This is a genomic window from Streptomyces sp. NPDC007164, from assembly GCF_040634135.1.
GTDB lineage: Bacteria > Actinomycetota > Actinomycetes > Streptomycetales > Streptomycetaceae > Streptomyces > Streptomyces sanglieri.
Genome location: NZ_JBEYFB010000017.1, coordinates 104,950 through 127,639, shown reverse-complemented (window position 1 = coordinate 127,639; position 22,690 = coordinate 104,950). Strand labels below are relative to the sequence as shown.

The 22,690-nt window shown below is 68.8% G+C and carries 17 protein-coding genes and 4 pseudogenes; 13 read left to right on the top strand and 8 right to left on the bottom strand.

Annotated features, from left to right (window positions below):
* Positions 1-593: 593 nt before the first annotated feature.
* On the bottom strand, positions 594-2,393 hold the full coding sequence (locus tag ABZ622_RS22160) for a CocE/NonD family hydrolase C-terminal non-catalytic domain-containing protein (protein WP_360545638.1): 1,800 nt from the start codon (positions 2,391-2,393) through the stop codon (positions 594-596).
* 544 nt (positions 2,394-2,937) lie between these two features.
* Here ABZ622_RS22160 and ABZ622_RS22155 point away from each other — a divergent pair.
* Positions 2,938-3,588: an NAD(P)H-binding protein gene (locus ABZ622_RS22155; protein ID WP_360545718.1), complete on the top strand. Its 651-nt coding sequence runs from the start codon at positions 2,938-2,940 to the stop codon at positions 3,586-3,588.
* A 496-nt stretch (positions 3,589-4,084) separates the two neighbouring features.
* On the opposite strand, the gene ABZ622_RS22150 is transcribed toward ABZ622_RS22155, so the two are convergent.
* Both ABZ622_RS22150 and ABZ622_RS22145 read right to left on the bottom strand, forming a co-directional pair.
* Positions 4,085-4,357, bottom strand: a complete 273-nt coding sequence (locus tag ABZ622_RS22150) for a hypothetical protein (protein ID WP_360545636.1) — start codon at positions 4,355-4,357, stop codon at positions 4,085-4,087.
* 207 nt (positions 4,358-4,564) lie between these two features.
* The gene (locus ABZ622_RS22145; protein ID WP_360545716.1) at positions 4,565-5,056 is read right to left on the bottom strand and encodes a transposase; all 492 of its coding nucleotides are present in this window, start codon (positions 5,054-5,056) and stop codon (positions 4,565-4,567) included.
* A gap of 387 nt (positions 5,057-5,443) precedes the next feature.
* On the opposite strand from ABZ622_RS22145, the gene ABZ622_RS22140 reads away from it, so the two are divergent.
* The 4 genes and pseudogenes from ABZ622_RS22140 to ABZ622_RS22125 all read left to right on the top strand — a co-directional run.
* The gene (locus tag ABZ622_RS22140) at positions 5,444-6,055 is read left to right on the top strand and encodes a TetR/AcrR family transcriptional regulator (RefSeq protein ID WP_360545634.1); all 612 of its coding nucleotides are present in this window, start codon (positions 5,444-5,446) and stop codon (positions 6,053-6,055) included.
* Complete coding sequence (locus ABZ622_RS22135) at positions 6,052-6,498, top strand: DUF6069 family protein (protein WP_360545632.1); 447 nt, start codon at positions 6,052-6,054, stop codon at positions 6,496-6,498. The genes ABZ622_RS22140 and ABZ622_RS22135 overlap by 4 nt, the downstream gene beginning before the upstream one ends.
* A 258-nt stretch (positions 6,499-6,756) precedes the next feature.
* Positions 6,757-7,008, top strand: a complete 252-nt coding sequence (locus ABZ622_RS22130) for a transposase (RefSeq protein WP_360545630.1) — start codon at positions 6,757-6,759, stop codon at positions 7,006-7,008.
* Positions 7,009-7,015: 7 nt separating this feature from the next.
* A pseudogene (locus ABZ622_RS22125) lies at positions 7,016-8,041 on the top strand (IS701 family transposase); the annotation flags it as partial.
* 225 nt (positions 8,042-8,266) lie between these two features.
* Here ABZ622_RS22125 and ABZ622_RS22120 read toward each other — a convergent pair.
* Both ABZ622_RS22120 and ABZ622_RS22115 read right to left on the bottom strand, forming a co-directional pair.
* On the bottom strand, positions 8,267-9,790 hold the full coding sequence (locus tag ABZ622_RS22120; protein ID WP_360545628.1) for an FAD-dependent monooxygenase: 1,524 nt from the start codon (positions 9,788-9,790) through the stop codon (positions 8,267-8,269).
* Positions 9,791-9,845: 55 nt separating this feature from the next.
* Positions 9,846-10,544 carry a TetR family transcriptional regulator gene (locus tag ABZ622_RS22115; RefSeq protein WP_360545626.1) on the bottom strand — a complete coding sequence of 233 codons (699 nt, stop codon included), beginning with the start codon at positions 10,542-10,544 and terminating at the stop codon, positions 9,846-9,848.
* Positions 10,545-10,843: 299 nt separating this feature from the next.
* Between ABZ622_RS22115 and ABZ622_RS22110 the strand changes: the two are divergent.
* Both ABZ622_RS22110 and ABZ622_RS22105 read left to right on the top strand, forming a co-directional pair.
* Positions 10,844-11,413 (top strand): annotated as a pseudogene (locus ABZ622_RS22110) (hypothetical protein); the annotation flags it as partial.
* Between the two features lie 279 nt (positions 11,414-11,692).
* On the top strand, positions 11,693-12,109 hold the full coding sequence (locus ABZ622_RS22105; RefSeq protein WP_360545714.1) for a pyridoxamine 5'-phosphate oxidase family protein: 417 nt from the start codon (positions 11,693-11,695) through the stop codon (positions 12,107-12,109).
* Between the two features lie 18 nt (positions 12,110-12,127).
* Here the strand turns inward: ABZ622_RS22105 and ABZ622_RS22100 are convergent.
* The 3 genes and pseudogenes from ABZ622_RS22100 to ABZ622_RS22090 form a co-directional block, all read right to left on the bottom strand.
* Positions 12,128-12,771 (bottom strand): annotated as a pseudogene (locus ABZ622_RS22100) (transposase); the annotation flags it as partial.
* Between the two features lies 1 nt (position 12,772).
* Positions 12,773-13,423 (bottom strand): HAD family hydrolase, encoded by a 651-nt coding sequence (locus ABZ622_RS22095; protein WP_360545624.1) that lies wholly within the window; start codon positions 13,421-13,423, stop codon positions 12,773-12,775.
* Between the two features lie 227 nt (positions 13,424-13,650).
* On the bottom strand, positions 13,651-14,211 hold the full coding sequence (locus tag ABZ622_RS22090; protein ID WP_360545622.1) for an ATP-binding protein: 561 nt from the start codon (positions 14,209-14,211) through the stop codon (positions 13,651-13,653).
* A gap of 190 nt (positions 14,212-14,401) precedes the next feature.
* Between ABZ622_RS22090 and ABZ622_RS22085 the strand changes: the two are divergent.
* From ABZ622_RS22085 to ABZ622_RS22060, 6 genes and pseudogenes are all read left to right on the top strand, one after another.
* A pseudogene (locus ABZ622_RS22085) lies at positions 14,402-14,934 on the top strand (FAD-binding protein); the annotation flags it as partial.
* A gap of 262 nt (positions 14,935-15,196) precedes the next feature.
* Positions 15,197-16,900, top strand: a complete 1,704-nt coding sequence (locus ABZ622_RS22080) for an amidohydrolase (protein ID WP_360545620.1) — start codon at positions 15,197-15,199, stop codon at positions 16,898-16,900.
* A gap of 31 nt (positions 16,901-16,931) precedes the next feature.
* Positions 16,932-17,711 carry a LuxR C-terminal-related transcriptional regulator gene (locus ABZ622_RS22075; RefSeq protein ID WP_360545618.1) on the top strand — a complete coding sequence of 260 codons (780 nt, stop codon included), beginning with the start codon at positions 16,932-16,934 and terminating at the stop codon, positions 17,709-17,711.
* A 479-nt stretch (positions 17,712-18,190) separates the two neighbouring features.
* A complete protein-coding gene (locus ABZ622_RS22070) occupies positions 18,191-18,697 on the top strand; it encodes a SigE family RNA polymerase sigma factor (RefSeq protein WP_360545616.1) in 507 nt (168 codons plus the stop codon).
* A 639-nt stretch (positions 18,698-19,336) separates the two neighbouring features.
* Complete coding sequence (locus tag ABZ622_RS22065; protein WP_360545712.1) at positions 19,337-20,497, top strand: dolichyl-phosphate beta-glucosyltransferase; 1,161 nt, start codon at positions 19,337-19,339, stop codon at positions 20,495-20,497.
* Complete coding sequence (locus ABZ622_RS22060; RefSeq protein ID WP_360545614.1) at positions 20,494-21,780, top strand: glycosyltransferase family 39 protein; 1,287 nt, start codon at positions 20,494-20,496, stop codon at positions 21,778-21,780. Before ABZ622_RS22065 ends, ABZ622_RS22060 begins: the two co-directional genes overlap by 4 nt.
* Positions 21,781-22,690: the final 910 nt, after the last annotated feature.

Here is a 22,690-nt window from a genome sequence, read left to right as displayed (position 1 = left end):
TCCCGGCCTGTGGGATCTCGCGGTTCTCGGCATGGGCCCATGCCCGCTGATCAGCGGCGCTGTCGCTGTCTCACACCGGGTGCATAACCGCTCAGTCTCACGAGCGTGGCATTTCCTCCCGGTCTCGATGCGATGTACCTCTTCTGCCTTCCCGATCCGCCCGGCGTCCTGCGGCTGCTACGCGACAAAGACACGACGACGAGAGCCGTCATCGGGCCACCCGGTGGAGGCGACCCGATGCGTCAGAAGGGCGTCGGCGTCCGCGACGGCTCCCAGGTCGGGAGTCGGATGCCTTCACGCCGGCGCCCTTGTCGTGCGTGTTCCTCCTTGAAGCCGGAGCCGATGAACAGATCTCTGACCTCGACGGGAAGGATGTCGTGGCGAGGACCCTTGCCGTTTCCTCGTGACCCTTGATGTTTGGAGTGACCTGCGGTCTACAGGGGCTCCCGGCCGCTGCCTTCGAGGGCGTAGGTCAGATAGGCGATCCCTTCAGGGGACAACGGCCGGTTCGGTGTTACGTCCGCTTGAGTCCCTTGCGTATGCGGACGGATGGGACATGCTCGGATCCGTCCGTTCGCGCAAGGGGGCTCTGCTCAGCCGAGTGGCAGCTCCAGGACGGCTTCTTCCCCGGTCAGGGAGGTGATGGTGGTGGTGCTGTCCTGCTTGCCGGTGAACGCGTACAGCTTGTCGCGGCTGTTGACTACCAGCGCGAGGCGGTGGCCGTCGGGTAGGTCGTAGGCGGTGGGCTGGAGCGTCCAGTTGACGGTGCGGTCCGTGCCGGGGCGCAGGTCCGTGGTGGTGAAGGGTTCGTGGGTGATGATCCGGGCGCTGTTGTCCGGGGCCACGTCGAAGAGGTAGGCGACCAGGGTCGCGGCGTCCGCCTCGTCGGACCGGACCGTTAGCCGGAGTGTGGCGGCGCCGCGGATCCGGCGGCCGTCCGTCAGTGCCTCGGTGGACCAGGTCAGCAGGAGGTTCGGCTTGAAGCCGGCCGGGTCGTAGCGCTTGGGGTTGCCGAACCACTCCTTCTGCCCGGTGTCCATGATGTCGTCCATGGCAGTGGCGGTGGTCTCGTGTCCGGCGGTGAAGTCTCGGCTCCAGCCCGTGGACGGCTTGTCGGACAGGGTGCCGTCACCGCCGTTGTTGCCGCTCAGGTACCAGGACTCGCTGCCGGTGGTGGCCTCGGCCCAGGAGTGGAGTGGTTCGCGCCGCGCCGGGACGGTGATCCGCCGGCCGCCGACGGCCGGGGCGGTCTCGTAGGTGAACATGACCTGGCTGTTGACCACCGGCCAGTCCGGCACATCGTTGGCCGTCCCGAGGAGGTAGTGGTCCAGCCAGGCGTACGCCTCCCTCATCGGGGTCATCAGGCCGGGGAAGGGCGTGCCGGTCGCCAGGCCGGTGATGCCGGCGCCTTCCGGGGCGCCGTGGTCGCCGATCCACAGGTTCAGGTGTTTGGGGGCGGTGATCTTCTCGAAGACGGCGATCGCCTCGCCGACCGGGAACAGGCTCTCGTGCCAGGTGTTCGAGTAGAAGGTCGGGATGCCCCGTGTGTTGGTGGTGTCCACGTAGGTTTCCGGGGAACGCTCGGTGCCCCAGTCCACCACGCCCTCCATGTTCTGGCCGTCCCGGAAGTCCTGGAGGATCCGCCGCGTCCCCTCGTCGAACTTGTCCTCCTCATCACCTCCGGTGAAGTCGATCAGCGTCTGTACGGCCGCCTCGTGCCGGGTGCCGTTGTCGTAGAGGCTGGTGGCCAGGTTGCCCCAGGTACTGAGCGCGGCCACAGCGGCGACCCGGTTCTTCGGATCGTGCGCGGCGACCAGCTGACTGATGCCGGAACCGTAGGACAGGCCCATGAACCCGACCTTGCTCGGCTCGAACAGCTCCTCCGCGTGGTCGATCACCTTCGATCCGTCCGCCCAGTCGTCCGACCCGGCGATGTTGATGAGCCCCTCGGAGGTGTACGGCAGCTCCGCCTTGCCGATCCCCCGCGGCGTGTAGGCCAGCACGTGGTAGCCGCGCGCCGCCAGCGCCAGATAACCGGCCATGAACGGCATCCAGCCGTACGGGTTCCACCCGGCGGGCACAATGACCACCGGGCGCGGCTCCGAGGTCTGCTGCTTGATCGCGAACGCGGAGAGGCTGATCTCCTCCGTCACGGAAATGCGGGGGAAGGTGATCCCGGCCTCCCGCAGGACGCGGGCCACCAGCTCCCGCAAGTCCTCGGGAAGCGTGCCGGCCGGCGCGGTGCCCTGCACCGCCGCGAGCAGGGCCCGGGCGACGGCGAGAACCGACGGATTGATGTCCAGCCCGCCGCTGCGCCAGATGCCGTTGGCCGCGATGTCGGCGAGTGTCGCGTCGGTGACCGACGCGATCGGCTCTCCATCTGCTGTTGTCATACGAACCGCCCTTTCCTGGCAGATCAGGGCGCCCGAGGGGACGCCACCGGGGCCGATCATGATCAGGAGCACCGGCACCGAAACCAATGCGGCGCCAGTTGAACCCGAACGAGGGAAGGGGCTCTCTGTGGGGCTTCGGAGCAAGAGATTGTTGGGGGGAGTCCGGGGCCGGCTGAGGTCAGGCAAGTACCGGATGGGGAGGGCGGTGCGTATCGCACCGCCATGCTGCTCGACCCGTCAGGGTCCCGTTCGCAGTGGTCAGGAGTACTGCGGCCTGAGCACGCCGGGCCGCCGGCAACAAGGCGGCGCGGGCGGTACAGCGGCGGCGCTCGGAAAGACTGCGAACGAACCGGTCGCAACACGCCGGGCCAGCAGCCGAGCTCGTGTTCCGGGACATTGACCGGCCGGGCCGGTGTCACCCGGCCGGGCCGGTGTCACCTGATGGGGTCGATTTCCCTCGGCTGCGGCCGGTCTCACCGTCGCTGACATGAGGCGTCTCGTTAGTCTGCCGACCAGCCGGATGGCCAGTCGACGGGAGAAGCACGTGTCCAAGATCGCCCTGTTCGGTGCCAACGGAACCATCGGATCCCGGATCCTGGACGAGGCGCTTCGCCGCGGCCACCATGTCACTGCCGTCGTACGTGACCCGGCGAAGCTCACCCGGGCCGACCCCAATCTGACCGTGGTCACCGGCAATGTGCTGGATCCCGAGTCCGTCGCCGAGGTGGCCGAAGGGCAGGACGCCGTGATCAGCGCGGTCGGCGGTGGCGACGGTCCGGGCCATATCGCCACCATCAGGCCGGCCGCCGAATCCCTGGTCGCCGGATTTCGCAGACTGGGTGCCGACATGCCGAGGCTCGTCGTGGTCGGCGGCGCCGGATCCCTGCGCACACCGGACGGCAAGCAGGTCTGGGACGCCGATGGCCTGCCGGCGTTCCTGCTCCAGATCATGCATGCGCACGGGGATGCCCTGGACTTCTACCGCACGGTCAACGACGTGAGGTGGACCTGCCTCTGCCCGGCCGCAACGATCGAGCCGGGCGAGCGAACCGGCGCCTACCGCACCGCCGTGGAGGACCTGGTCGTCGCCGGGGACGGCAGCAGCCGTATCTCCGCCGAGGACTACGCCGTCGCCCTGCTCGACGAGATCGACCAGCCGGGGCACATCGGTGAGCGTTTCACCGTCGGCTACTGATCCGGATCCCCGCACCGCGCTCAAGGCTTCCTAGGACGGGAAGCCAACGGCACCGTACCCCCGCCCGCGAACGGCCAGTGCGCACTACGGGTCCGTACGCCCCGGAGTAGTGCTTCTCCGAGGTCGAAGGCGTCGTGGCTTCGCTGTGTGAGGCGTCGGGCGTCAGGCCAGATGTTCCAGGACATCGCGGGCCCGGTTCACGTCGTGGTCCACCAGGTCATCGGCTCCGTCCAGTGACTGGCCCAGGACGACGGCCTCGCGCAGTACGTGTCGGGCCATGCCGTGATTACCGTCAGAAGCCAGCAAGTCGCCAAGTACGACCAGAGTTCGCACTTTCAGGGCTGCAGCCCCAAGCTCGCCCGCCAGGTCATGCAAAGTGGCCCTTGCGGCCTCACCGTCACCACGATCGGCCATGGGGTGGGTTGTCGGCAGGTGGGACAGGTTCCGGTCCAGGTGGCCAGGAGGTGTTGGAGGAGGTCCAGGGCCTGGTAGGGGGTCAGGCCTTGGCAGGGACTCTTGGGCAGGTCCGCTGTTCGGTCAGGAAGAGCTGGGCTGCGGTCACGAGGGTGACGGGGCGGTGCCAGCCGGTGAATGACGGGCCCTCGAAGTGGTCGAGGGCGAGTGTCGTCTTCAGCTCCCGGTAGTCGTGTTCGATGGGCCGGCGCAGTTTCGCAAGGCGGACGAGCTCGCGGGCGGGAATGTCGGCGGGCAGGTTGGAGATCCAGTACTTGACCGGCTCATCCTCGCCTTCCGACCACTGGGCAATCATCCACCGCAGTGGAATGACACCGTCCCGGGCGAGTGTGGGGCGGCGGCCGGCCAGCCGGACACGTAGGAAAACGAACCTTGAGGTCGTTTCAGCTTTCGAGCCCTTGCGCCAGGTGACCGTGATTGCTTTGCCGCGTCCTGCGGCCAGGGCGGTTCGGGTGCGGTAGTGGGGCAGCGGGCGCGGCCCGAGCCTGCCACAAGACGGCTCCTAGGGTTCGGCCCACTCGCCGTGAGCAGTCGTCTCGCCCCTGACCTGCAACGCATAGGCGAGGTTCCGCTGTTCCAGGCCGTGGCGGAAGTCGGCGTTCGCTCCGTAGCCGGTGTCCGCGACCAGCACCGCCGGCCGCAGTCCGACGGCGGCCAGTTCATCGAGCTGCCATTTCGGCCGGTGGTGCTCGCCTTTGGGAATCCGGCAGTGGGCCCGCCCGTCCGCGGCTGCCAGCCCAGCTGCCGGGCAGGAACAACCGCCTGGACAGCGGGCGGGAAGCGGTATCGGACACCGCATGGACACTGGCCTGATCTGGCAGTTCCCGACCTTGCCCAGAGTGCCGGAGTACTGTCTGGCCACCCCGGGCAAGGACGTCCTGTCCTTCGGGAACCCGGTGTCGTCCACCACCCACATCTGAGGCCGCACCACCGCCACCGCACAGCGGGCCAACCCTGCACAAACAGTGTCCACCGAGCAGGCCGACGAGGCCATGAACTGCTGCAACCGCTGACTGCTGATGGTCCACACCGAGGCGCCCAGTCGTCGGCTGCATCGACTTCCGACGCCCATCCAGCAACAGACCCCGCAGATACAACCGGCCCTTCACCCGCTGATCCGCACGCGCCAGGGGCGCAGACACCTCCCCGGAGAACGCCTCCAACCGACCTCGACACGCTGCGAGTTCACCAGCCCTCACACCGGCAAGAAGTCACACCAACGACCGCCTGCCCATATACGTAACAAGGCCCTGGTTCTACTCCAGCCGTAGCTGCGGATCTTGGTGGGCTGCCATCGGCAAGCAGCCGGGTACGAGAAATGTGAGCGGAGTGAGTCCTCACTCATTGACGGAGTGAGGACTCACTCCGTACTCTCGCAGTCATGACAGCACCCAGGGAGAACCAGACCACCCGCCGCCGCGCCCCCGGCATGTCGCCGGAGCAGCGCCGCAAAATGATCATCCAGACCGCGATCCCGCTCATCGCCGAGTACGGCGCCGCGGTGACGACCGCGAAGATTGCCCGCGCCGCGGGCATCGGCGAGGGCACGATCTTCCGGGTCTTCGCCGACAAGGACGAACTGCTGCAGGCCTGCATGGCCGAGGCGCTCTCCCCCGACCACGCGGTCCGTGAGCTCGACGCGATCGACGTATCCCAACCGCTGCCCGACCGGCTCGCGGAGGCGGCCGAGGCGCTGCAGGCGCACCTGTCGAGGATGGGCGCGATCGTCGGCTCGCTGGGGCATCGCGGCGGCAAGCACCCCGGCACTGTACGCGGCGCGGGCCGCAACGAGTCGACGGCCCGTATCCGCGCGGCCCTCACGGAGCTGCTGGAGCCCGACCAGGCCGCCCTGCGCCGGCCGCCGGAGCAGATCGCGGCTCTCTTCTTCGGACTGCTCTTCACCCAGCCGCGTACGGAGGACGAGCCCGACCTGACCCCGCAGGAGCTGGTGGAGGTCTTCCTGTACGGGGCGCTCTCGGGGGGCACCAAGTGAACGTGCGGAGAAGGCGTCTGGCGGTTACGGGCCTCGCGGTCCTGGCCTCCGTCCTGGTGTGGCTGGTCACGGACCCACTGCTGGGACACCGGCTGCGGATCGCCGACGGCGAGCAGACACTCGACATCGGCGCCGTGCCCGTGGCGGTCGTCGCACTGTTCGCGTCGCTCTCCGGCTGGGGACTGCTGGCCGCCCTGGAGCGGTTCGGGGCGTGGCGCGCCCGCAGCATCTGGACCGGAGTGGCCGTCGCTGTACTGGCCGTGTCCTATCTGCCGTTCATCGGCGACGGCCTGGACGGCGGTACCCGGGCCTCCCTCGCGCTGATGCACCTGGCAGTGGCGGCGGTACTGATCCCGGGGCTGGGCGGCAGGTCACCCGGGGCGGGAGCCGGTGCCGGTGCCAGTGCCAGTGCCGCTGATACTCCAGCCGAACTTCTTCATTGACGCTGGTCAACGACCTGGGCGGGGAGAGTGTAGCGGGCCGGAGTGAGGGTGGGACGGTCATTTTCGGGCCGTCCCACGGACATGTGGCCACGCTGCTTGCAATGGCCACGTTGTGGGCGGTCCGCCAACGTGAACGAAGCGCCAACGAACCTGCGGGAAAAGGGACTTGGTGACCTGCTCTTGCGGATCGGGGGCCGGTTCGCCCGTGTGGAACCCCGGCGCCGGATGCGGGACCATGTCTGTGGGCTTCTTGGCCCTGTGGGCCGCCACAAGAACGGCTGGCAGCTTGCCGAGTACGCCGGTCATGGCACCCCTGGCGGGCTGCGGCATCTGCTCTCCCGGAGCCGCTGGGAGGCCGACAAGGTCCGCAATGACCTGCCAGCCTATGTCGCCGAGCACCTCGGCGCGGACGGCGGCGTGCTGACCATCGACGACACCGGCTACGTGGAGAAGGGGACCACGTCCACGGGGTGCCCAACGTCGGCACTCCGGGACCGCAGGCCGCACTGAGAATTACCGGATCGGCGTCTTCGCCGCCTACGCCACCAACCGCGACCACACCCTCGTCGACCGTGAGCTCTACCTGCCCAAGTCCTGGACCAAGGACCGCGAACGCTGTCGGACCGCTCGTGTCCCCGAAGACCGTGTCTTCGCCACCGAGGGCGAACTGACGAGGGCCCTGTTCCTACGGGCCCTCGCCTCACCCCCGCCCATCGGCCGAGTCACCGCGGACTCGGCTTACGGCCAGGACTCCCATTTCCGCCGCTTCCTCGAAGACCACAGCTTCTTCTACGTCGTCGCCGTACCCAAGTCCCAGCAGATCCACGGCCCGCGCATCGATCACCTCATCGGCCAGGCCCCGCCCGAAGCCTGGCAGCAGCAGTCCGCAGGAAGCGGCGCGAAGGGCGAGCGATTCTACGACTGGGCCGCAGCCCGCCTGCCGGTCGTGTGGGAACTCGACGGCGCCGAACCCACCCGGCAACGCTGGACGTCGGCCCGCCGCAACAGCATCAAGCCCGACAAGAGCGCCCACTACCTCGCCGGCGCACCCCTGAAAACCACCGTCGCCGACCTCGTACGCATCGCCTGTTGCCGCTGGAAGGTCGAGGAATGCTTCCAGAGCGCGAAGGACGAATGCGACCTTGGCCAGTACGAAGTGCGCCGCTACGTGAGCTGGTACCAACACATCACACTCGCCATGCTCGCCCACGCCGTCCTCGCCGTCCTGGCCGTCCTGGCCGTCCTGGCCGGCCTGGCCGGCCAGAAACAGGAAAAGGGGACACTGAGCGGGACACACTCGACGTCGTGGAGCGTACACCGGCCGAGATTCGACGTCTGCCGGCAGTTGGACCCCACCGCCGTGCTCCGGACCGCGCCACGCAATGACGTGGTCCCACTGGCGTCGCCGTCACCAAGCACGCGCCCACCGTTGCCACTACAAGCAGCGTGGCCACACGTTCGTGGAACTACCCGGAAAGGCCGTCCCACCCTCACTCCAGCCCGCTACGCTCTCCGCGCCCAAGCCGTTGACCAGTGCAAATGAAGAAATTCGGCTGGAGTACCAGTGTTCCCCGACGCCGACGGGCGGTGCTTGGAAGTGTTGGTGCTCGAAAGTTCGATGTCAGGCGGCCTTGCTTGATGCGCTGGAGGGGCCTTGGTGTCGTTCGCGGTCTTGTGCTTCCGGGCCGACGCCCCGGCGCCGGGGAGGGCGATCCTCAGCGGGTGAACGGCACCGCGCCTGGAACGGACCAGGGAGCCGCTGGTTGTTCTAGCTCTGCGGCGCGCCGAACCACTGGGCAGCCGCCTGCTCGAACGCGTCGCGATCCGGGACGGGCCCGCTCGTCCAGGCCACGACGCCGTCGGGCCGAACCAGCGCGGCACCCAGCCCGAGGTCATTGCGCGCCGGGCCGGCCGCGTAGTGGATTCGGCCTGCCCACCCCTTGGCCGCGACTTGCAGCGCACGGTCGGAGCTGAAGTCGAGCGCAACTCCCTGGCCCTGGCGCAGCAATTCGCCGAGGCGGGTGCCGTCCTCGAAGCGGAAGTCCGGGGTGGTGCGGCCGATGAAGGGCTGTTGGCTGCCCAGGTCGTAGCGGTTGAACAGACCGGAGGTCCTTCGGTACACGTGGGTCGTTCCGTCGGTGGTGCTCATCAGGTCGTGGACAAGTTGACGCAGCGCAGGGGCGTTGGGGCCCGGCTTCATGGTTGCGACCTGGGCGCGGGACCAGTCGAGCACGGCGGCGCCGACGGGGTGCCGCTCGGTGGTGTAGGTGTCGAGCAAGCCCCCGGGAGCAGAGCCGCGCACGGTGGCGGCGAGCTTCCAGCCGAGGTTGACGGCGTCGCCGATGCCGAGGTTGAGGCCCTGTCCGCCCAGGGGCGAGTGGATGTGTGCTGCGTCGCCGGCGAGCAGCACCCGACCCTCGCGATACGTCGTCGTCTGCATCGCGCGGTCGGTGAAGCTGGAGGCGAGATGGACCTCGCTCAGCGTCACGTCGGTGCCGCTGATGCGGCGCAGGACCGTCTGGAGGTGTTCGCGGGTCAGCGGCTGGGAACGGTTGAAGGTACCGCCGTCGAAGTCCATCATGCCCAGGTGCCCTTCGAGGGGCGTACGCAGATACATGCCGTTCGGCGTCAGGTTGAACCCGAGCGGCAGGCACTCGGGGTCGGCGAAGGTGACCTTGGCGACGTATCCCGTGAACAGCGGCTCGGTACCGACGAATTCGAAGCCGGCGAGCTGACGTACGGCGCTGCGCCCGCCGTCGCAACCCACCAGCCAACGCCCCTGGTACTTCTGGCCTTTTGCAGTGACGAGAACAGATTCAGTGTCCTGCGCCACGGCCGTGACGGGAGCGTTTCGGATGATCTCGACTCCGAGCGCGGTGGCCCGCTCGGACAGTACTGTTCCGACCGCTTCCAGGCTCGTCATGAACCCCGCCATCGCCGGGCTGGGCAGGCGGGGCGGGAGGGCGGCTGTGTCGATGTCGGCCGCGTGGAGAGTGATACCCGCGAAATGGCTCAGCTCACGAGGGTCGGGCGCCTCGACTGCTGCTGGATCTGCGCCCACCTTCTCCGGGTTGACTCCCGAAGCCTGCGCCATCGCTTCCAGGAGGCCGCGGCGGTAGAACGTCTCGGCCGATCCGGCGTTCAGGCCCCGCAGGCCGAGCGGGAACGCCTTCAGGGGCGAGGTGAGTTCCGGGTCTCGCTCAAGGACCAGAACCGAGCAGCCGGACAGGGCCAGTTCGCCGGCCAGGAACAAACCGACCGGGCCGCCGCCCGCGATCACGACATCATGCATGAGAGGTGTCCTTTCGAGAAACGAACGATGGGGTCACCCGGCCAGATCGGACGGGTCAGCGCAGATGCGTGAGGCCGTCGAGGATGACGGCGATGCCGGTGAGGAACTGCTCGCGGTCGTCGTGCTCTCTCATCTGGCCGACGATGGCGTGAATGAACGGGTAAGCCTCCGGGTCGAGCCCTTGCCATGCCGTCGACGCCGCGTCGAAGAACTCGTCGCTGTCCCCGTCGGGGTCGACCCCGGAGGTGTCCCCCTCGATGCGGGCGTTCTGGCTGACGGCTCCGAGGATGTAGTGCACGAGCGTCGAGGCTGCGTCGAACCAGGAGGCTCGCGGCACACCCAGGGCGCCCACCTGCCCGCCGATCCGCTCGAAGATCCCCACCGCCACCGGGCCGGCCGGATTCCTGATGATCTGGAGGGTCAGCCGCGTGGCGAGCCACTGATGTGCGGCGATGGCGTCGAACAGGGCCAGTGCGACGACACGGATCTCGTCCGCGGGCGTGGCCGCGGGCGTGGCGGGCGGGGTCGCCAGCGCCGCGCCGATCACGGTTTCCGTCGCCTTGTCGAGCAGCTCGTCACGGCTGCCCACGTGGTAGTAGATCGCCCCGGAACCGGTGGACAGCCGTTCGGTCAGCGCCCGGGTGGTCAGCGCACTCTCGCCGCCCGCATCGAGCATCTCGACCGCAGTGTCGATGATCTGCTCCCGGGAGAGCACCTGGTTTCGCCGCTGTGGTCGGCGTGCTCGTGTCGTCATACCTCGATGGTGCCACTTTTGGTACGGCGATCCAAATTAGTTCGCTGCACCAAAGTGCCGTACGGTCCACTTTTGGAACAGTGCACCAACGTGTTGGTCGGCCGACGCCGACCGCAAGGGCAAAGGACCGGGGTTCACTCACAAACTGGACTCGGCAGCCACGAGCTCGCGGGAGAGAACAGCCTCGACGACCTCGGCCGGGGCGCACAGGACACCACCGAGGGCGAAGACCAGGCGGTGGACGGCCCGGCGGTGTCGGTGGCAGGTGCGGGCTCTACGACGCCGGGGCAGGCCCTCAAATGGTGACCGGCCACCGTCCGGGAGCAGGTGGCCTCTTTGGCGGCGGAGGAAGCCGACGGGCAGTCAAAACACGGTACGGGCGCACCAGAGTTCGACGAATCGGGCGGCGAAACGTGGCCGGTGACCACCCGGCAGAGCTGGCAGCACTTCGCGACCACCCCTCCCCCGCAGTCGCCCGCACTCGGGGAACCGGTAGGCGGCGTGGAGAACGTCTCGCGTACCGCTCCGCGTTCGTCACCGTCCGCGCCCCCGCCATCGACACCCTCACCACAAACGTGCGCACGCCGATGACCCTGGGGCGCTACCAGCAGACCACCGCCCGGCCCTTGCTGATCGTCACCGGGCCGGCAGGAGCCGGGAAGACCACCGCGCTGCTCCACGTCGGGCGTGCCTGCCACCTCACCCACACCCGACGACACCCATCGGCCACCACCACGAATGCACCGGCGCCGGTCGCCCGCCCACTGGTCCCGCCCGGGGCAACCGCGAAAGCACTCGCCACCGAGTTCACCCGCTACCTCGACATCTCCGCCACCGGCCGGATGACCCAGGTTCAGATCACCGACGCCGTCTGCCACACCTACAACCGTACGGGCGTGCGTCTGGTGATGATCGACGAGATCCACCGGCGTCCCTGGACCAGGTCCGCCTGGACCACCTCGCCGAAACCCACCACCACACCCCACGAGCCCGCTCACCCAACCGATACTGACCAGGCAAAACATCCCCGACCAGCAGAAAACCCGAACATGCCAGGTCTACCGATGGCTCGGCCTAGGCCGAAGGTCGGGGTGTTCGGCGGTGGTTGGACGAACGAGCATGGATACGTGACGCCTCCTCCCTTTGACATTGATGTCTTCCTCAGCCAGCCGCTCACCGCGCGCATCGCTACCGATGGACCGAGCGTGCGGCCTGTGTGGTTTCTGTGGGAGGAAAGCGCCTTCTGGGTATTGACCGGGCCGTGGACCAAGCTGTTTCACCGGGTGAGCGCGGACGCGCAGATCGCTCTTGTGGTGGATGTATGTGACATCGCTACGGGACTTGTCCGCCAGGTCATCGCCCGTGGACGTGCCGAACTGGTTCCCTTCGACGTTCCGCGTGGGCGCCGCAAGTTGGTCCGCTATCTGGGCACGGATGAGTCCTGCTGGGATTCACGCTTCGTCCGCTACCTGCATGATGATCCTGAACAGCGCGGCACGGTGTGGCTGCGACTCACCCCCTCGTCCCTGACAGCCCACGATCTGAGCTATACGGCCACTCGCTGAGCTTGCTTTCTGTGTCGACCAGGATCTGCCGGGTCTGCCGATGGCCTTGAGGGTCTCGGGGCGTTTGAAGGTCTTGCCGACGTCGTAGCGGGGTGCCCGGCGTTTGTTCTGGCGCCGGGTGGACGTCCGGGGTCGACGCCTCGGGGTTGGGGAACACGACTCGAGGTTGGGGAACACGGCTCGGGCAGGCGAGGTGAGCGCGGATGTTCCTGAGCCCCCGGCGGACCCCGGCCAGGGTGAGCCGGTCGGAGGCGGCGGGTCTCTCTCAGGGTCGGCGAAGGTCTGCGGCGTGCGGCCGGGAGAGCCGGAGCCGGGTGTGAGCGACGATCAGGATCCAGGTCCAGCGGTCCGCTGCTTCGGGAGTACGGAGTTTCGGGGGGCCAGCCGAGGGTCTGCTTCGCGACGCGGATGGTGTGCTCCAGATCGAAGCGGCGGAGGAATGCCTGCCAGAAACGGTCCACTTCGTCCGGGGTGACAACCGGCTTTCGAGGACCACAGCCACACCGGCGGAGGGTCCCGTTCCTTCGACAGGTACTCGGCATTCAGGCCGGTCAATGTTCCCTCGACCAAGGGCAGTTCACCCTCGTAGTCGAGCCATGAGGAACGGTGAGCGAGCCGGGATGGACCCGGTCCCATGCCTGGGTTGCGGCCTTGCCGTAGTTACTATCCCTGTTTCCGCATGGCGTGGCTGATCGCGGAGGCGACATCTTTGGCGGTGTGGGTCGGCTGGTAGGAGTCCTGGGACCAGGGCTTTCCGTCCGTCACCCATATGCTTCGAAGCCCAAGTGCTTCGGCGCCGGCGATGTCGGAATGCGGCGAATCTCCGATGACCCACGCACCAGCCAGAGGAATGCTGACGGTGGCTGCTGCCGCATGGAAAATTTCCGGTTCGGGCTTCTTGTGGCCGACGGTCTCGGAGATCACCCAACCCTGCACGAGTTGGTCGAGCCCGGTGTTGCGGATCTTCGCTTCCTGCTGGACTGTGCGGCCGTTGGTGACGATCACACAGGTCCAGCCGTCGGCCCGGGCCCTGCTCAGCGCCTCGCGAGAGGACTGCGCCAGCACGACGTGGTCGGCAACACCATTGTCGAGGAGGGCGCGGATATTGGTGGTTGGCACCACGTCGCCGTATCGACCGGTCAAAGCTGCGGCGACTTCGTGCCGCGCGGTATAGCCGCTGGTGTCAATAGCCATCACCCACGCGAGGTCGGAGTCGGGCAGGCCATGCTGGGCAAGGAAGTCCGCGACCGCGGTACGGAAGGCCGCATCGCGGTCGACCAGAGTGTTGTCGAGGTCCAGCAGTAGCAACGGCATGACCAGCAGTAGATCACGCGCACTGGTTTCGGGCGGGTGGTTTCCAGCCCTGCATCGATGTGATCGGCTACACGGAACTCATCCGCCACCGCCACGGTATCGAACGCTGCTTCCAGCGGTTCGGCCTCGCCTTCACGGGCGGGGGCCGTCCTTTAAGAATGAGCGGCCAAGTTGGTCGGTGGGCGATTGAATTGGCCCGGCTGAGTATCGGGGTCGATGCGACATTTCTAAGGAATTATCGACTGCTCGTTGTGGCTGGTGCCGAGGGTGTGCGCAATCTTCTCAGCGATCTCCGCAACGTCGGCGTGGCGGCTGGTGTCGACGGTCAGCAATGGACCGCCCAAGTTGAGTGGGCCCTGGTAAGTAGCACGGACGTCGGCCACGCGCTCGGCGACCTGCTGGGAGGTGAGTTGCGGATCGAGGTGGCCGGGGTGGCGGGTGCGGGCCTGAAAACGCTCGGCAGCGAGAGCGACGTCGCAGTCGCAATGGACTTCGATCAATAGGCCGGCGAGGCTCCGGAGTCGGCCGGGAGCGGTGCCGTGGTGCCACCAGTTGTCGAGCACAGCCTGGCCGGCGTCCGCTGCCAAGGCGAACATGATGTCGTCGCTCGCTCTGCTCAGCCTGCTTCGCCAGGCATGGTCACCGACTCCGAGCGAGTCGTAGAGGGACTCCAGGATCACATCCTTGTCGATCACCGGAAGGCTGAGGTGCCTGGCCAGACTCCGTGCCAGGGTGCTCTTTCCGCTGCCCGGTAGACCTGAGACGACCACAAACGCGACGCTGCTCACAGAGGTCAGTATCTCGACGCCATCGGCGGCAGGCCAACTCGGCCACTCAGTCACACCCATGCACTGCCGTCTTTCTCCAGAATGTTTCCGAGCCCGCCGACCTCCCTCTGCTGCCCGAAGTGCCGGACAAACGCTGCTGCTGAAAGTGAACGAAGCCAGTCACCGCGGGGCGGGGGAGGCAGCGGGCCCCTCGTCTCGTGGGGTCGCCACCAGCCGCGAAGGCGCCGGCGAGTTCCGAACTGAACGCACAAGGCCGTCATCGTAGCCACGGGCGGCACCGGGGCGGCCACGACCGCGTACGCCGGAACTGGCCTGACCACGCCGGCACTCCGCCCTCGCCCGTGATCACCGGCGTCCCCGCGTGTGTCGACGGCCGGATGCTCGACCTCAGTGCCGCGGCCGGCATCCGCCTCGTCAACCGCGACCGCATGTGGCTTTACACCGAAGGCATCCGCAACTGGGATCCGATCCGGCCCACGCACGGCATCCGCATCCGTATCCTGCCCGGACCCTCCTCCTCGTGGTTCGACGCCCTTGGCCGCCGCCTGTCCCAGCCGTGTCTGCCCGGCCACGCGACACCCTCACCTCCGCATCCTGCGGCACCTGCGCACCGACCCGGACCTCGCCGTCTACGACCACTCCTGGTTCGTGGTCGCCCAGAAGATTGCCGAGAAGGGGTTCGCGCTCTCGGGCTCCGCGCAGAAACCGGACAGCACAACCGAGGTCGGCGCGTTCGCCTCGTTGTTCCTGCTCATCGCCCGGCTCGCCCAAAGCCTCGCCCACGGTGGCGAGCTGCCCTCGGGCCCGGACGTGCCTCGCCGAGGTCGCCCCGCGCCGGACGGCGCCGGGATGCGGCCATCGGCCCGGCCCGCAGGTGCGCGTATCGGTGGGATGACCGATGTGCGCGGGCCGGCCGCCCGGCCATAGTCCTCGGGAGATCGTTCGCGGGCAGCCACGGTGCGCCCGTTTCACGAAAGGACCTTCGGTGGGCACATATGCGGATCTGGTATTTCTCGGCGGGCAGGTGGTCACGGTCGACGAGGAGTTCTCCGTCGCCTCGGCCCTGGCGGTGACCGGTGGGATCATCACCGCCGTCGGTGGGCGGGACGACATCGCGCCGCTCGTCGGACCCGACACCCGCGTCGTCGACCTCCGGGGAGGGACGCTGCTTCCCGGCATCAACGATTCCCATCTGCACGCGTGCGCCTTCGGCATGGCGACGCCGCCGCTCTCCCTCGAACTCAGCCATCCCGCCGTTTCCTCCCTCGCGGATGTGGCGGAGGCGGTACGGGAGGCTGTCGGGCGGATTCCCGGCGGGCAGTGGATCACGGGGCACGGCTGGGACACCGGTTATCTCGACGAGTGCCTCGCCGATCCGTCGCGGCTGCCCTCGCGGCTCGACCTCGACGCCGTGAGTCCGGACCACCCCGTCGTCCTGTACTCCTTCTCCGGGCACGCCACCTGGGTCAACTCCAGAGCACTGGAGCTCATCGGGATCGACCGGCACACCGTCGCGCCGCCCGGCGGAGCCATCGTCGTGGACGGCTCCGGGGAGCCGACCGGGCTGCTCCACGAGGGGGCCCAGGCCCTCGTCCAGAACGCGCTGCCGCCGCTCAGCCGACAGGAGCGGACCGATGCGATCAAGTCGGCCCTCGCCACGCTGGCCCGGCTCGGTGTGACCAGCTTCACCGAGCCCGGTCTCGGCCCCGGCGGCGACGGCATCATGCGGGGCGCGCTCGGCACGCAGACCCTCGACGTCTACCGCCGGCTGCTGGCCGACGGCGAACTGACCGCCCGCCTCGGCGTCCTGCTCCTGCCCACCGGAATGGCCGGCACCGCGGAGGAGTTCGCCCGCGCCCTCGCCGCGCCGGGCGAGACCGGCGACGCCGATCCGCGCCGCCTGGCGATCCACGGGGTCAAGATCTTCGCCGACGGCATCGTCCCCAACAAGACGGCCTGGATGCACGAGCCGTACGTCGGCGGTGGCTGCGGCTCCCTCTGCGTCGGCGGCGAGACCGACACCGAGCGGGTCGCCGAGATCGGCGCCATGATCCGGCATGCCCACGCCGCCGGGCACCAGTTGGGCGTCCACGTCACGGGTGACCGGGCGGTGGACACCGTCGTGGACGCCTTCGCCGCGGCCGTGACCGAGCACCCTCGGCCCGACGCCCGCCATTACGTCATCCACGGCGACTTCCTCACCGCGCACGGCATGAAGGTGCTGGCCGCGCACGGCTTCGGCGTCAATATGAACCCCACCATCAAGTGGACCGTCGCCGACATGGAGGAGGAGTTCGTCGGCGCCGAACGGGCCGCGTACGCGTGGCCCTACCGTGACGCCATCGACGCCGGGGTGCGGGTCGCGAGCGGGTCCGACGCGCCCGTCACGTACCCGGACTGGCGTCAGGGCGTCGCCACCATGGTGCTGCGCGAGTCGAAGGCCGCCGGACGGGTCAGCGGCCCCGAGCAACGCATCGCCCTGGCCGAGGCGATCCGTACGTACACGATCGGCGCGGCCTGGCAGGACTTCGCCGACGACTGGAAGGGCTCCCTGGAGCCGGGCAAGGTCGCCGACCTCTGCGTACTCGACGGGGACCTGCTCACCGCCGACCCCCACGACATCCCGAAGATGCCCGTCGTCCTCACCGTCGTGGACGGGCAGGTCGTGCACGACACCCTTCGCGATTGACGTATTCCGGACGTTTGATCATCCTTGGACGATGACAGCGGAGCGGAGCACGGCGGACATCCTGGACGCGGCGGTGCAGGTCCGTGAGGCCGCCAGGAGCAGCACGACCGGCATCGGCACAATCCTGGCGGCGCTGTCGGAGGTGGTGGAGTACGACCATGCCTCCCTCGCCCGGTGGGATCCACTGCGGCGGTGCCACACCACCCTGGCCGGGAGCTACCCGGACGACGCCACGGCGTACATCGAGGACCGCCTCCACCACGACCCGGTGTTCCGCGTGCTCCGCAGCCCGGCCCGAGGCGGTCTCTGGCTCGGGGACGTCCCCCGGCACCTCCTGGCGGCATCCCCCGGTTTCCAGGAGGTGCTGTCCCCGCTCGGCATCGAGGGCGGTGTGGCCCAGTGCCTGTTCGCCGCCGACGGCCGATACGTCGGCATGCTGAACGTCAGCACCCGCCGGCCGCGAAGCGGCCCCGATCCGGCACGCGCCGCGATCACCCTGCTCTCCGAAGCACTCGCCGCGGCCGTCGACCCCCGCCCGGGCCTGCCGCCCGAGAAGGACACCGCGTTCGGCCCCGAGGCGGACACGCAACGCCCGGACGCGCGCAGGCCCGGCGGACTCTCGCCGCGGGAGTTCCAGGTGCTGGCCGAGCTGATGGCCGGCCGCACCAACCGGGAGATCGCCGAGCGGCTGTACATCACACCGCGGACCGTCGGTACCCACATCGAACACATCCTCGCCAAACTCGCCCTCCCCAACCGCGCGGCCGCCGCCGCCCGGGCCGCCGCCTGGGGGATCGCCCCCGCCCGCTGATGCGCGAACACCGCGGGCGCCCGTGCGGCGCGGCCGGACGGGCCCCCTCATCCACGGCGGCAGCGACCGTGGGTACGCGTGTCAGCGACTCGTCACGGCCGGCCTCCTCGTCGGGCTGCGGCTCCTCCGACTTCTCTTTCTGCTCGGACTGCTCGTTGGCCGTCGTGCGCCTGGCCGTGGGGCTGCTCCTGTTCCGTGCCACGCAGGTGGCGTGGGAATGCGGCGGCACGCTGGAGCGGAGGAGGGACAGCGGCACAACTCGGCTCTGACCTGCAGTCTTCCCAGATCGTGCAGGGACTTGTCGCATGGAGGTGTCAGGCCGTGTGCCGGACGTGCTCCCCGAGGCTCGCGCGAGAGCTTCTTGCGCTTGTCGGCCGAAATGCCCTGTGATCCAGATCATGCGCCTCAGGTGCATCGTGGGCCGTGTGCCAGTGCCTTCTACAAGGTGTAGGCGACCGGCGAGAACAGGGACAGTGTGGATGGAGCAGAGTCGAGCCCGTGCATTCGACGAGTTCGTGGCTGCCCGCTGGTCGGCGCTGGTCCACCTGGCCCGGCTGCTCGTCGGAGGCGATCGGCATCGGGCCGAGGACTTGGTGCAGGAGGCCTTGGTCAAGCTCTGGTTCGTCTGGCCCAAGGTCGCGGATGACGCACCGGAGCCGTACGTCCGCAAGGTGATGATGCGTGCGGCGGCACGCTCGGGACAGCGGCGTTGGTGGGGTGAACATCCCGTCGAAGAGCTGCCCGAGGCGGCGGTGGTCCGTGATGTGTCCGCGGACGTGGCGGAGCGTTCTCGGCTGGAGGCCGCACTGGCCCAGTTGACACCGAAGCAGCGGGTGGCGGTGGTGCTGCGCTACTACCAGGACCTGCCCGAGGGACAGGTCGCGGAGGCACTCGGGTGCCCGGTGGGCACGGCTCGGTCCCATGCCTCACGCGGAGTGGCGCAGCTGAGACAGCTTCTGGGCAACGTGAACGAGCCGGTGCGGTGAAGGAGAACCCCATGGATCACTTCGAGCGGCAGCTGGCACAGATGATGCGCGACACCGAGGCGTACGCGCCGTTCGAGCCGAAGCATCGGGAACGCCTCCGGGCAGGGGTGCGTGTCCGCGCTCGGAGACGGGCCGCGCAGAGGGCAGCCGGCTCCGCGCTGGCCGTCGTCGGACTCAGTGTCGGGCTGTTCCTTCTGCCCGGCCAAGCGACCCGGGTCGAGCCCAGCCACCCCGGCCCACAGCCCGCGACGAGCCGGTCGCCCTCCGCCTCGCTCGCGACACCCGACGTGTCCCCGAGCGCGCCCCCCTCCTCAAGCACCTCCACTGCCCCCGCATCCCCGGACAGGACCGCCACAATCATGCCGCCGGGCACGACCGGAAGTACGGCCACGGCCACCGAACCCTCACCGGGGAGCACATCGCCGCCCTCGACCTCGGCCCCACCCTCGGGAACGGCGACCGCGCGGAACTAGCCGTCGCCCGCCTCGTCCTCGCTCGTCACCCGTAGCGCCTCATCACACCGTCGCCCCGCGGGTCTTCGGGCTGCCCCAAACCAGTTCACAAAAAGGACAACTCATGAGAAATCAAGGCTCACTTGCCCTGAAGGACCTGAGACGACTGCCGCACCGCGCACCGGTAATGGCACATCACCCGGAGCCCGTCCTGGACGTGGTCGTCCCCGTGTTCAATGAGGAGAGAGATTTGGCGCCGAGTGTGCAACGGCTCCACGCACACCTGCGCGAGACCTTCCCCTATCCGTTCCGTATCACCATCGCCGACAACGCCAGCACGGACAGCACCCCGCGGATCGCCGCTCGGCTGGCGGACGAACTGCCCGAAGCACAGTGGCTTCGGCTGGCCGAGAAGGGGCGTGGCCGGGCGCTGCGTACCGCCTGGTCGCGCTCGCCGGCGCCCGTACTCGCGTACATGGACGTGGACCTGTCCACGGAACTGACGGCGTTGTTGCCGCTCGTGGCCCCGCTGCTCTCCGGCCACTCCGACATCGCCATCGGCACCCGTCTGGCCCCGGGTTCCCGAGTGGTGCGCGGCCCGAAGCGGGAGATCACCTCTCGTTGCTACAACGCTCTTCTGCGCTCCGTCCTCGCCGTGGGCTTCTCCGACGCGCAGTGCGGGTTCAAGGCGGTGCGGCGTGATGTGGCCGAGCGACTGCTGCCCCTCATACAGGACTCGGAGTGGTTCTTCGACACCGAACTGCTGGTGATCGCCGAGCGTGCCGGGCTGCGCATCCATGAGGTGCCGGTCGACTGGGTGGACGATCCCGACACCCGGGTCGACATCCTCGCCACGGCACTGGCCGACCTGCGCGGCATCGCCAGGATCGGCGGGGCGCTGGCGCGGGACGCTCTGCCGCCGGGCGGGCCGCTCCGCGAGAGTGGCGCCGACGCACCGGCCAGGATCGCGACCCAACTCGTGCGCTTCGCCGCCGTAGGAGCCGTCAGCACCCTCGCATACCTGCTCCTCTACACTGCTCTGCGCCCGGTGGCCGGATCACAGGCCGCCAACGCACTCGCGCTGCTGGCCTGCACCGTCGCCAACACGGCCATGAACAGGCGGCTCACCTTCGGCCTCCGTGGCCCCGGTGGTGTGCTGCGCCACCAGGGCAGGGGCCTGGTCGTCCTCCTGATCGGCCTGGCGCTCACCGGCGGATCGCTCGCCGCCCTGCACCACGCGGTGCCCTCGGCCGGGCAGGCCACCGAGCTCGCCGTACTCCTCGCCGCCAACCTGGCCGCGACACTGGTGCGGTTCCTGTTCTTCCGAGCGTGGGTGTTCCGCGCATGATCAGTACCACCGCCCGTACGACCGTGTCCGGCACCGGCACCCTGAGCTGGAACGCGAGGCTGTCGCAGCAGCCCACCGCCACGGACCCCGGCCGTCGGCGCCGGCTGCGCCGCGCAGCCGAGCGCTACGGCCCCGTGCTGGCCGTCTACGGCACGCTCAAGTTCATCGGCTTCGCCTCCTTCATGTGGCTGCTGCACTCGGCCGGGGACTACCGCGCGAGGCACCCGCGCTTCGGCGGCGGCGCCCGCCCGTGGGACGTCCTGGCCAGCTGGGACGGCTGGTGGTACCAGCAGATCGCAGAGCACGGGTACGACCCTCAGTTGGTCCCGATCCCCGGCGCCACCGGCCCGATCACCCTCGAAGGGAACTCGGCGGCGTTCTTCCCGCTCTATCCGGCGCTGATGCGGCTGGTCTCCGAGGTCACGGGCCTCGGCCTGTACGGCGCCGGCCTGGTGGTCTCCGTCGTCGCTTCCCTGGCCGCCGCCCTGGGCATCTACACCATCGTCGAACGCCTCGGGGGCAGACGGGCCGGGCTGGCCGCGGCCGGGCTCTGGGCCGTCTGGCCCGGTTCCGGCGTGGAGTGGGCGGTCTACTCCGACTCCCTCTACGTGGCCCTGGCCGTCTGGGCCTGCCATGCCGTCCTGAGCCGCCGCTGGCTCACCGCCGGTCTCCTCACCTGCCTGGCGGGGCTCAACCGGCCCACCGCCGTGGCACTGATCGCCGCCGTCGCCGTCGCGGCCCTGCTCGCGCTCCACCATCGTCGGGACGGCATCCTGCGTCCGGTGGCCGCGATGGCCGTCGCCCCGCTCGGCCTCCTTGTCTATCTCGGCTGGGTGGGTTACCAAATGGGCGACTACGGCGGCTACTTCAGGCTTCAGTCCGACGCCTGGGCCCACGAGTGGGACTACGGCAGGCACACCCTCGACGTCCTCTCATCCGTCCCGGTGGGCCACTCCGACTATCTCTCCGCCTGGCCCTTCGCGGACCTGATCGGCGTCGGTGTCGTCCTGCTCGCGCTCGCACTGCTCGTGCTGCTGATACGGCTGCGTCCCCCGGCCGTCCTGATGGTCTACACCGTCCTCACTCTCGTGCTCGTCCTCGGCAGCCAGCAGATATTCGGCAACGTCTCCCGCTATCTGCTCCCCCTCTTCCCGCTCTTCCTCCCGCTCGCCCTCGCTCTGCGCCGCCTCGGCCTGACCCACCAGCTCATACTCCTGGGCATCGCGGCCCTGGCTTCCGGTTCGTACGCGGGGTACGGCCTTTTCGAACTCGGCGTCCCGTGACCGACGGACCGGCGACCTCGCATCGCGCTGATTCCTCAGCACCTCCCGGAGACAACGCGTAGACTCAAGTAGCCCGAAAAGCTGTGTAGTTCATGAAGAGAGATGGCGCCGAGAAGGCGACACCGAGGCGGCCGCGTCAACGCGCCAGGGTCGGAGACAGACGGCCCTCGGTGCCTTCGCCGACACTCTCTGAAAGGGGCTGCATGGAACTGGCGGGATGGGTGACTGTAGGGACTGGCGCGGTTGTTGGGGGCTTCACTGTTGTGGGGCACCTCTTCGACCAGGTTCCCGCACTCTCCCAAAAGATGATCGCTGCGATTCGGTCCGTTCGCGCGGTGCGCGACGAAGTAAAGGCCAATCGGGAGTGATCAAGAGTCCCGTCGGGGTGTTCCCTGGCTCCCCGACGGGGCTTGCCCCAGGCAGGCTGTACCTTCCGGTCGCGTGCGTCACCACAGAAGCTGCGGCCCTGGCCGCCGAGCCGGTCCGGGCCCTGCTCGTGCGGAGACGACTCACTGGCTCGGGTCGGGGGGCGCGGATGAGACGTACCGGTCGCCGGTCGGCCGTAGCGGCGCCCCCACTCCTCGTCGACCGGGCCGTCCAGTAGGTGCCCGGCGGCACCGGCGCGAGGTCGAGGGGGCGGTCGGCGTGGTCGTCCTGGGTGGGACGTCACGGAAGTCGGCCGGCCCACTGTGGTGGAAGCCGGGGTCGTCGGCGAGGGCGTGACGGTCGCACACCACCTGGCGATTGCCGTCGTCGGCCCGGACAGTGTCGGTGGCCGGCTCCGCGCACGGCGCGTCCGGCCGGTCGTACGGCCGGACGTCGAGGCAGGCGAAGTCCATGCGCCAGGAGCCGACGGTCGCCCGGGATTTGAGGGTGCCACTGCGCTCGGGGCACACGCCCCACGAACGGA

Excerpts from the sequence above, each read along its gene's own strand:
- ABZ622_RS22150 (WP_360545636.1), bottom strand. The coding sequence starts at position 4,357 with ATGATTGCCCAGTGGTCGGAAGGCGAGGATGAGCCGGTCAAGTACTGG.
- ABZ622_RS22140 (WP_360545634.1), top strand. The coding sequence starts at position 5,444 with ATGACAGCACCCAGGGAGAACCAGACCACCCGCCGCCGCGCCCCCGGC.
- ABZ622_RS22075 (WP_360545618.1), top strand. The coding sequence starts at position 16,932 with ATGACAGCGGAGCGGAGCACGGCGGACATCCTGGACGCGGCGGTGCAG.
- ABZ622_RS22145 (WP_360545716.1), bottom strand. The coding sequence starts at position 5,056 with ATGGCCTCGTCGGCCTGCTCGGTGGACACTGTTTGTGCAGGGTTGGCC.
- ABZ622_RS22160 (WP_360545638.1), bottom strand. The coding sequence starts at position 2,393 with ATGACAACAGCAGATGGAGAGCCGATCGCGTCGGTCACCGACGCGACA.
- ABZ622_RS22070 (WP_360545616.1), top strand. The coding sequence starts at position 18,191 with ATGGAGCAGAGTCGAGCCCGTGCATTCGACGAGTTCGTGGCTGCCCGC.
- ABZ622_RS22060 (WP_360545614.1), top strand. The coding sequence starts at position 20,494 with ATGATCAGTACCACCGCCCGTACGACCGTGTCCGGCACCGGCACCCTG.
- ABZ622_RS22120 (WP_360545628.1), bottom strand. The coding sequence starts at position 9,790 with ATGCATGATGTCGTGATCGCGGGCGGCGGCCCGGTCGGTTTGTTCCTG.
- ABZ622_RS22115 (WP_360545626.1), bottom strand. The coding sequence starts at position 10,544 with ATGACGACACGAGCACGCCGACCACAGCGGCGAAACCAGGTGCTCTCC.
- ABZ622_RS22095 (WP_360545624.1), bottom strand. The coding sequence starts at position 13,423 with ATGCCGTTGCTACTGCTGGACCTCGACAACACTCTGGTCGACCGCGAT.
- ABZ622_RS22065 (WP_360545712.1), top strand. The coding sequence starts at position 19,337 with ATGGCACATCACCCGGAGCCCGTCCTGGACGTGGTCGTCCCCGTGTTC.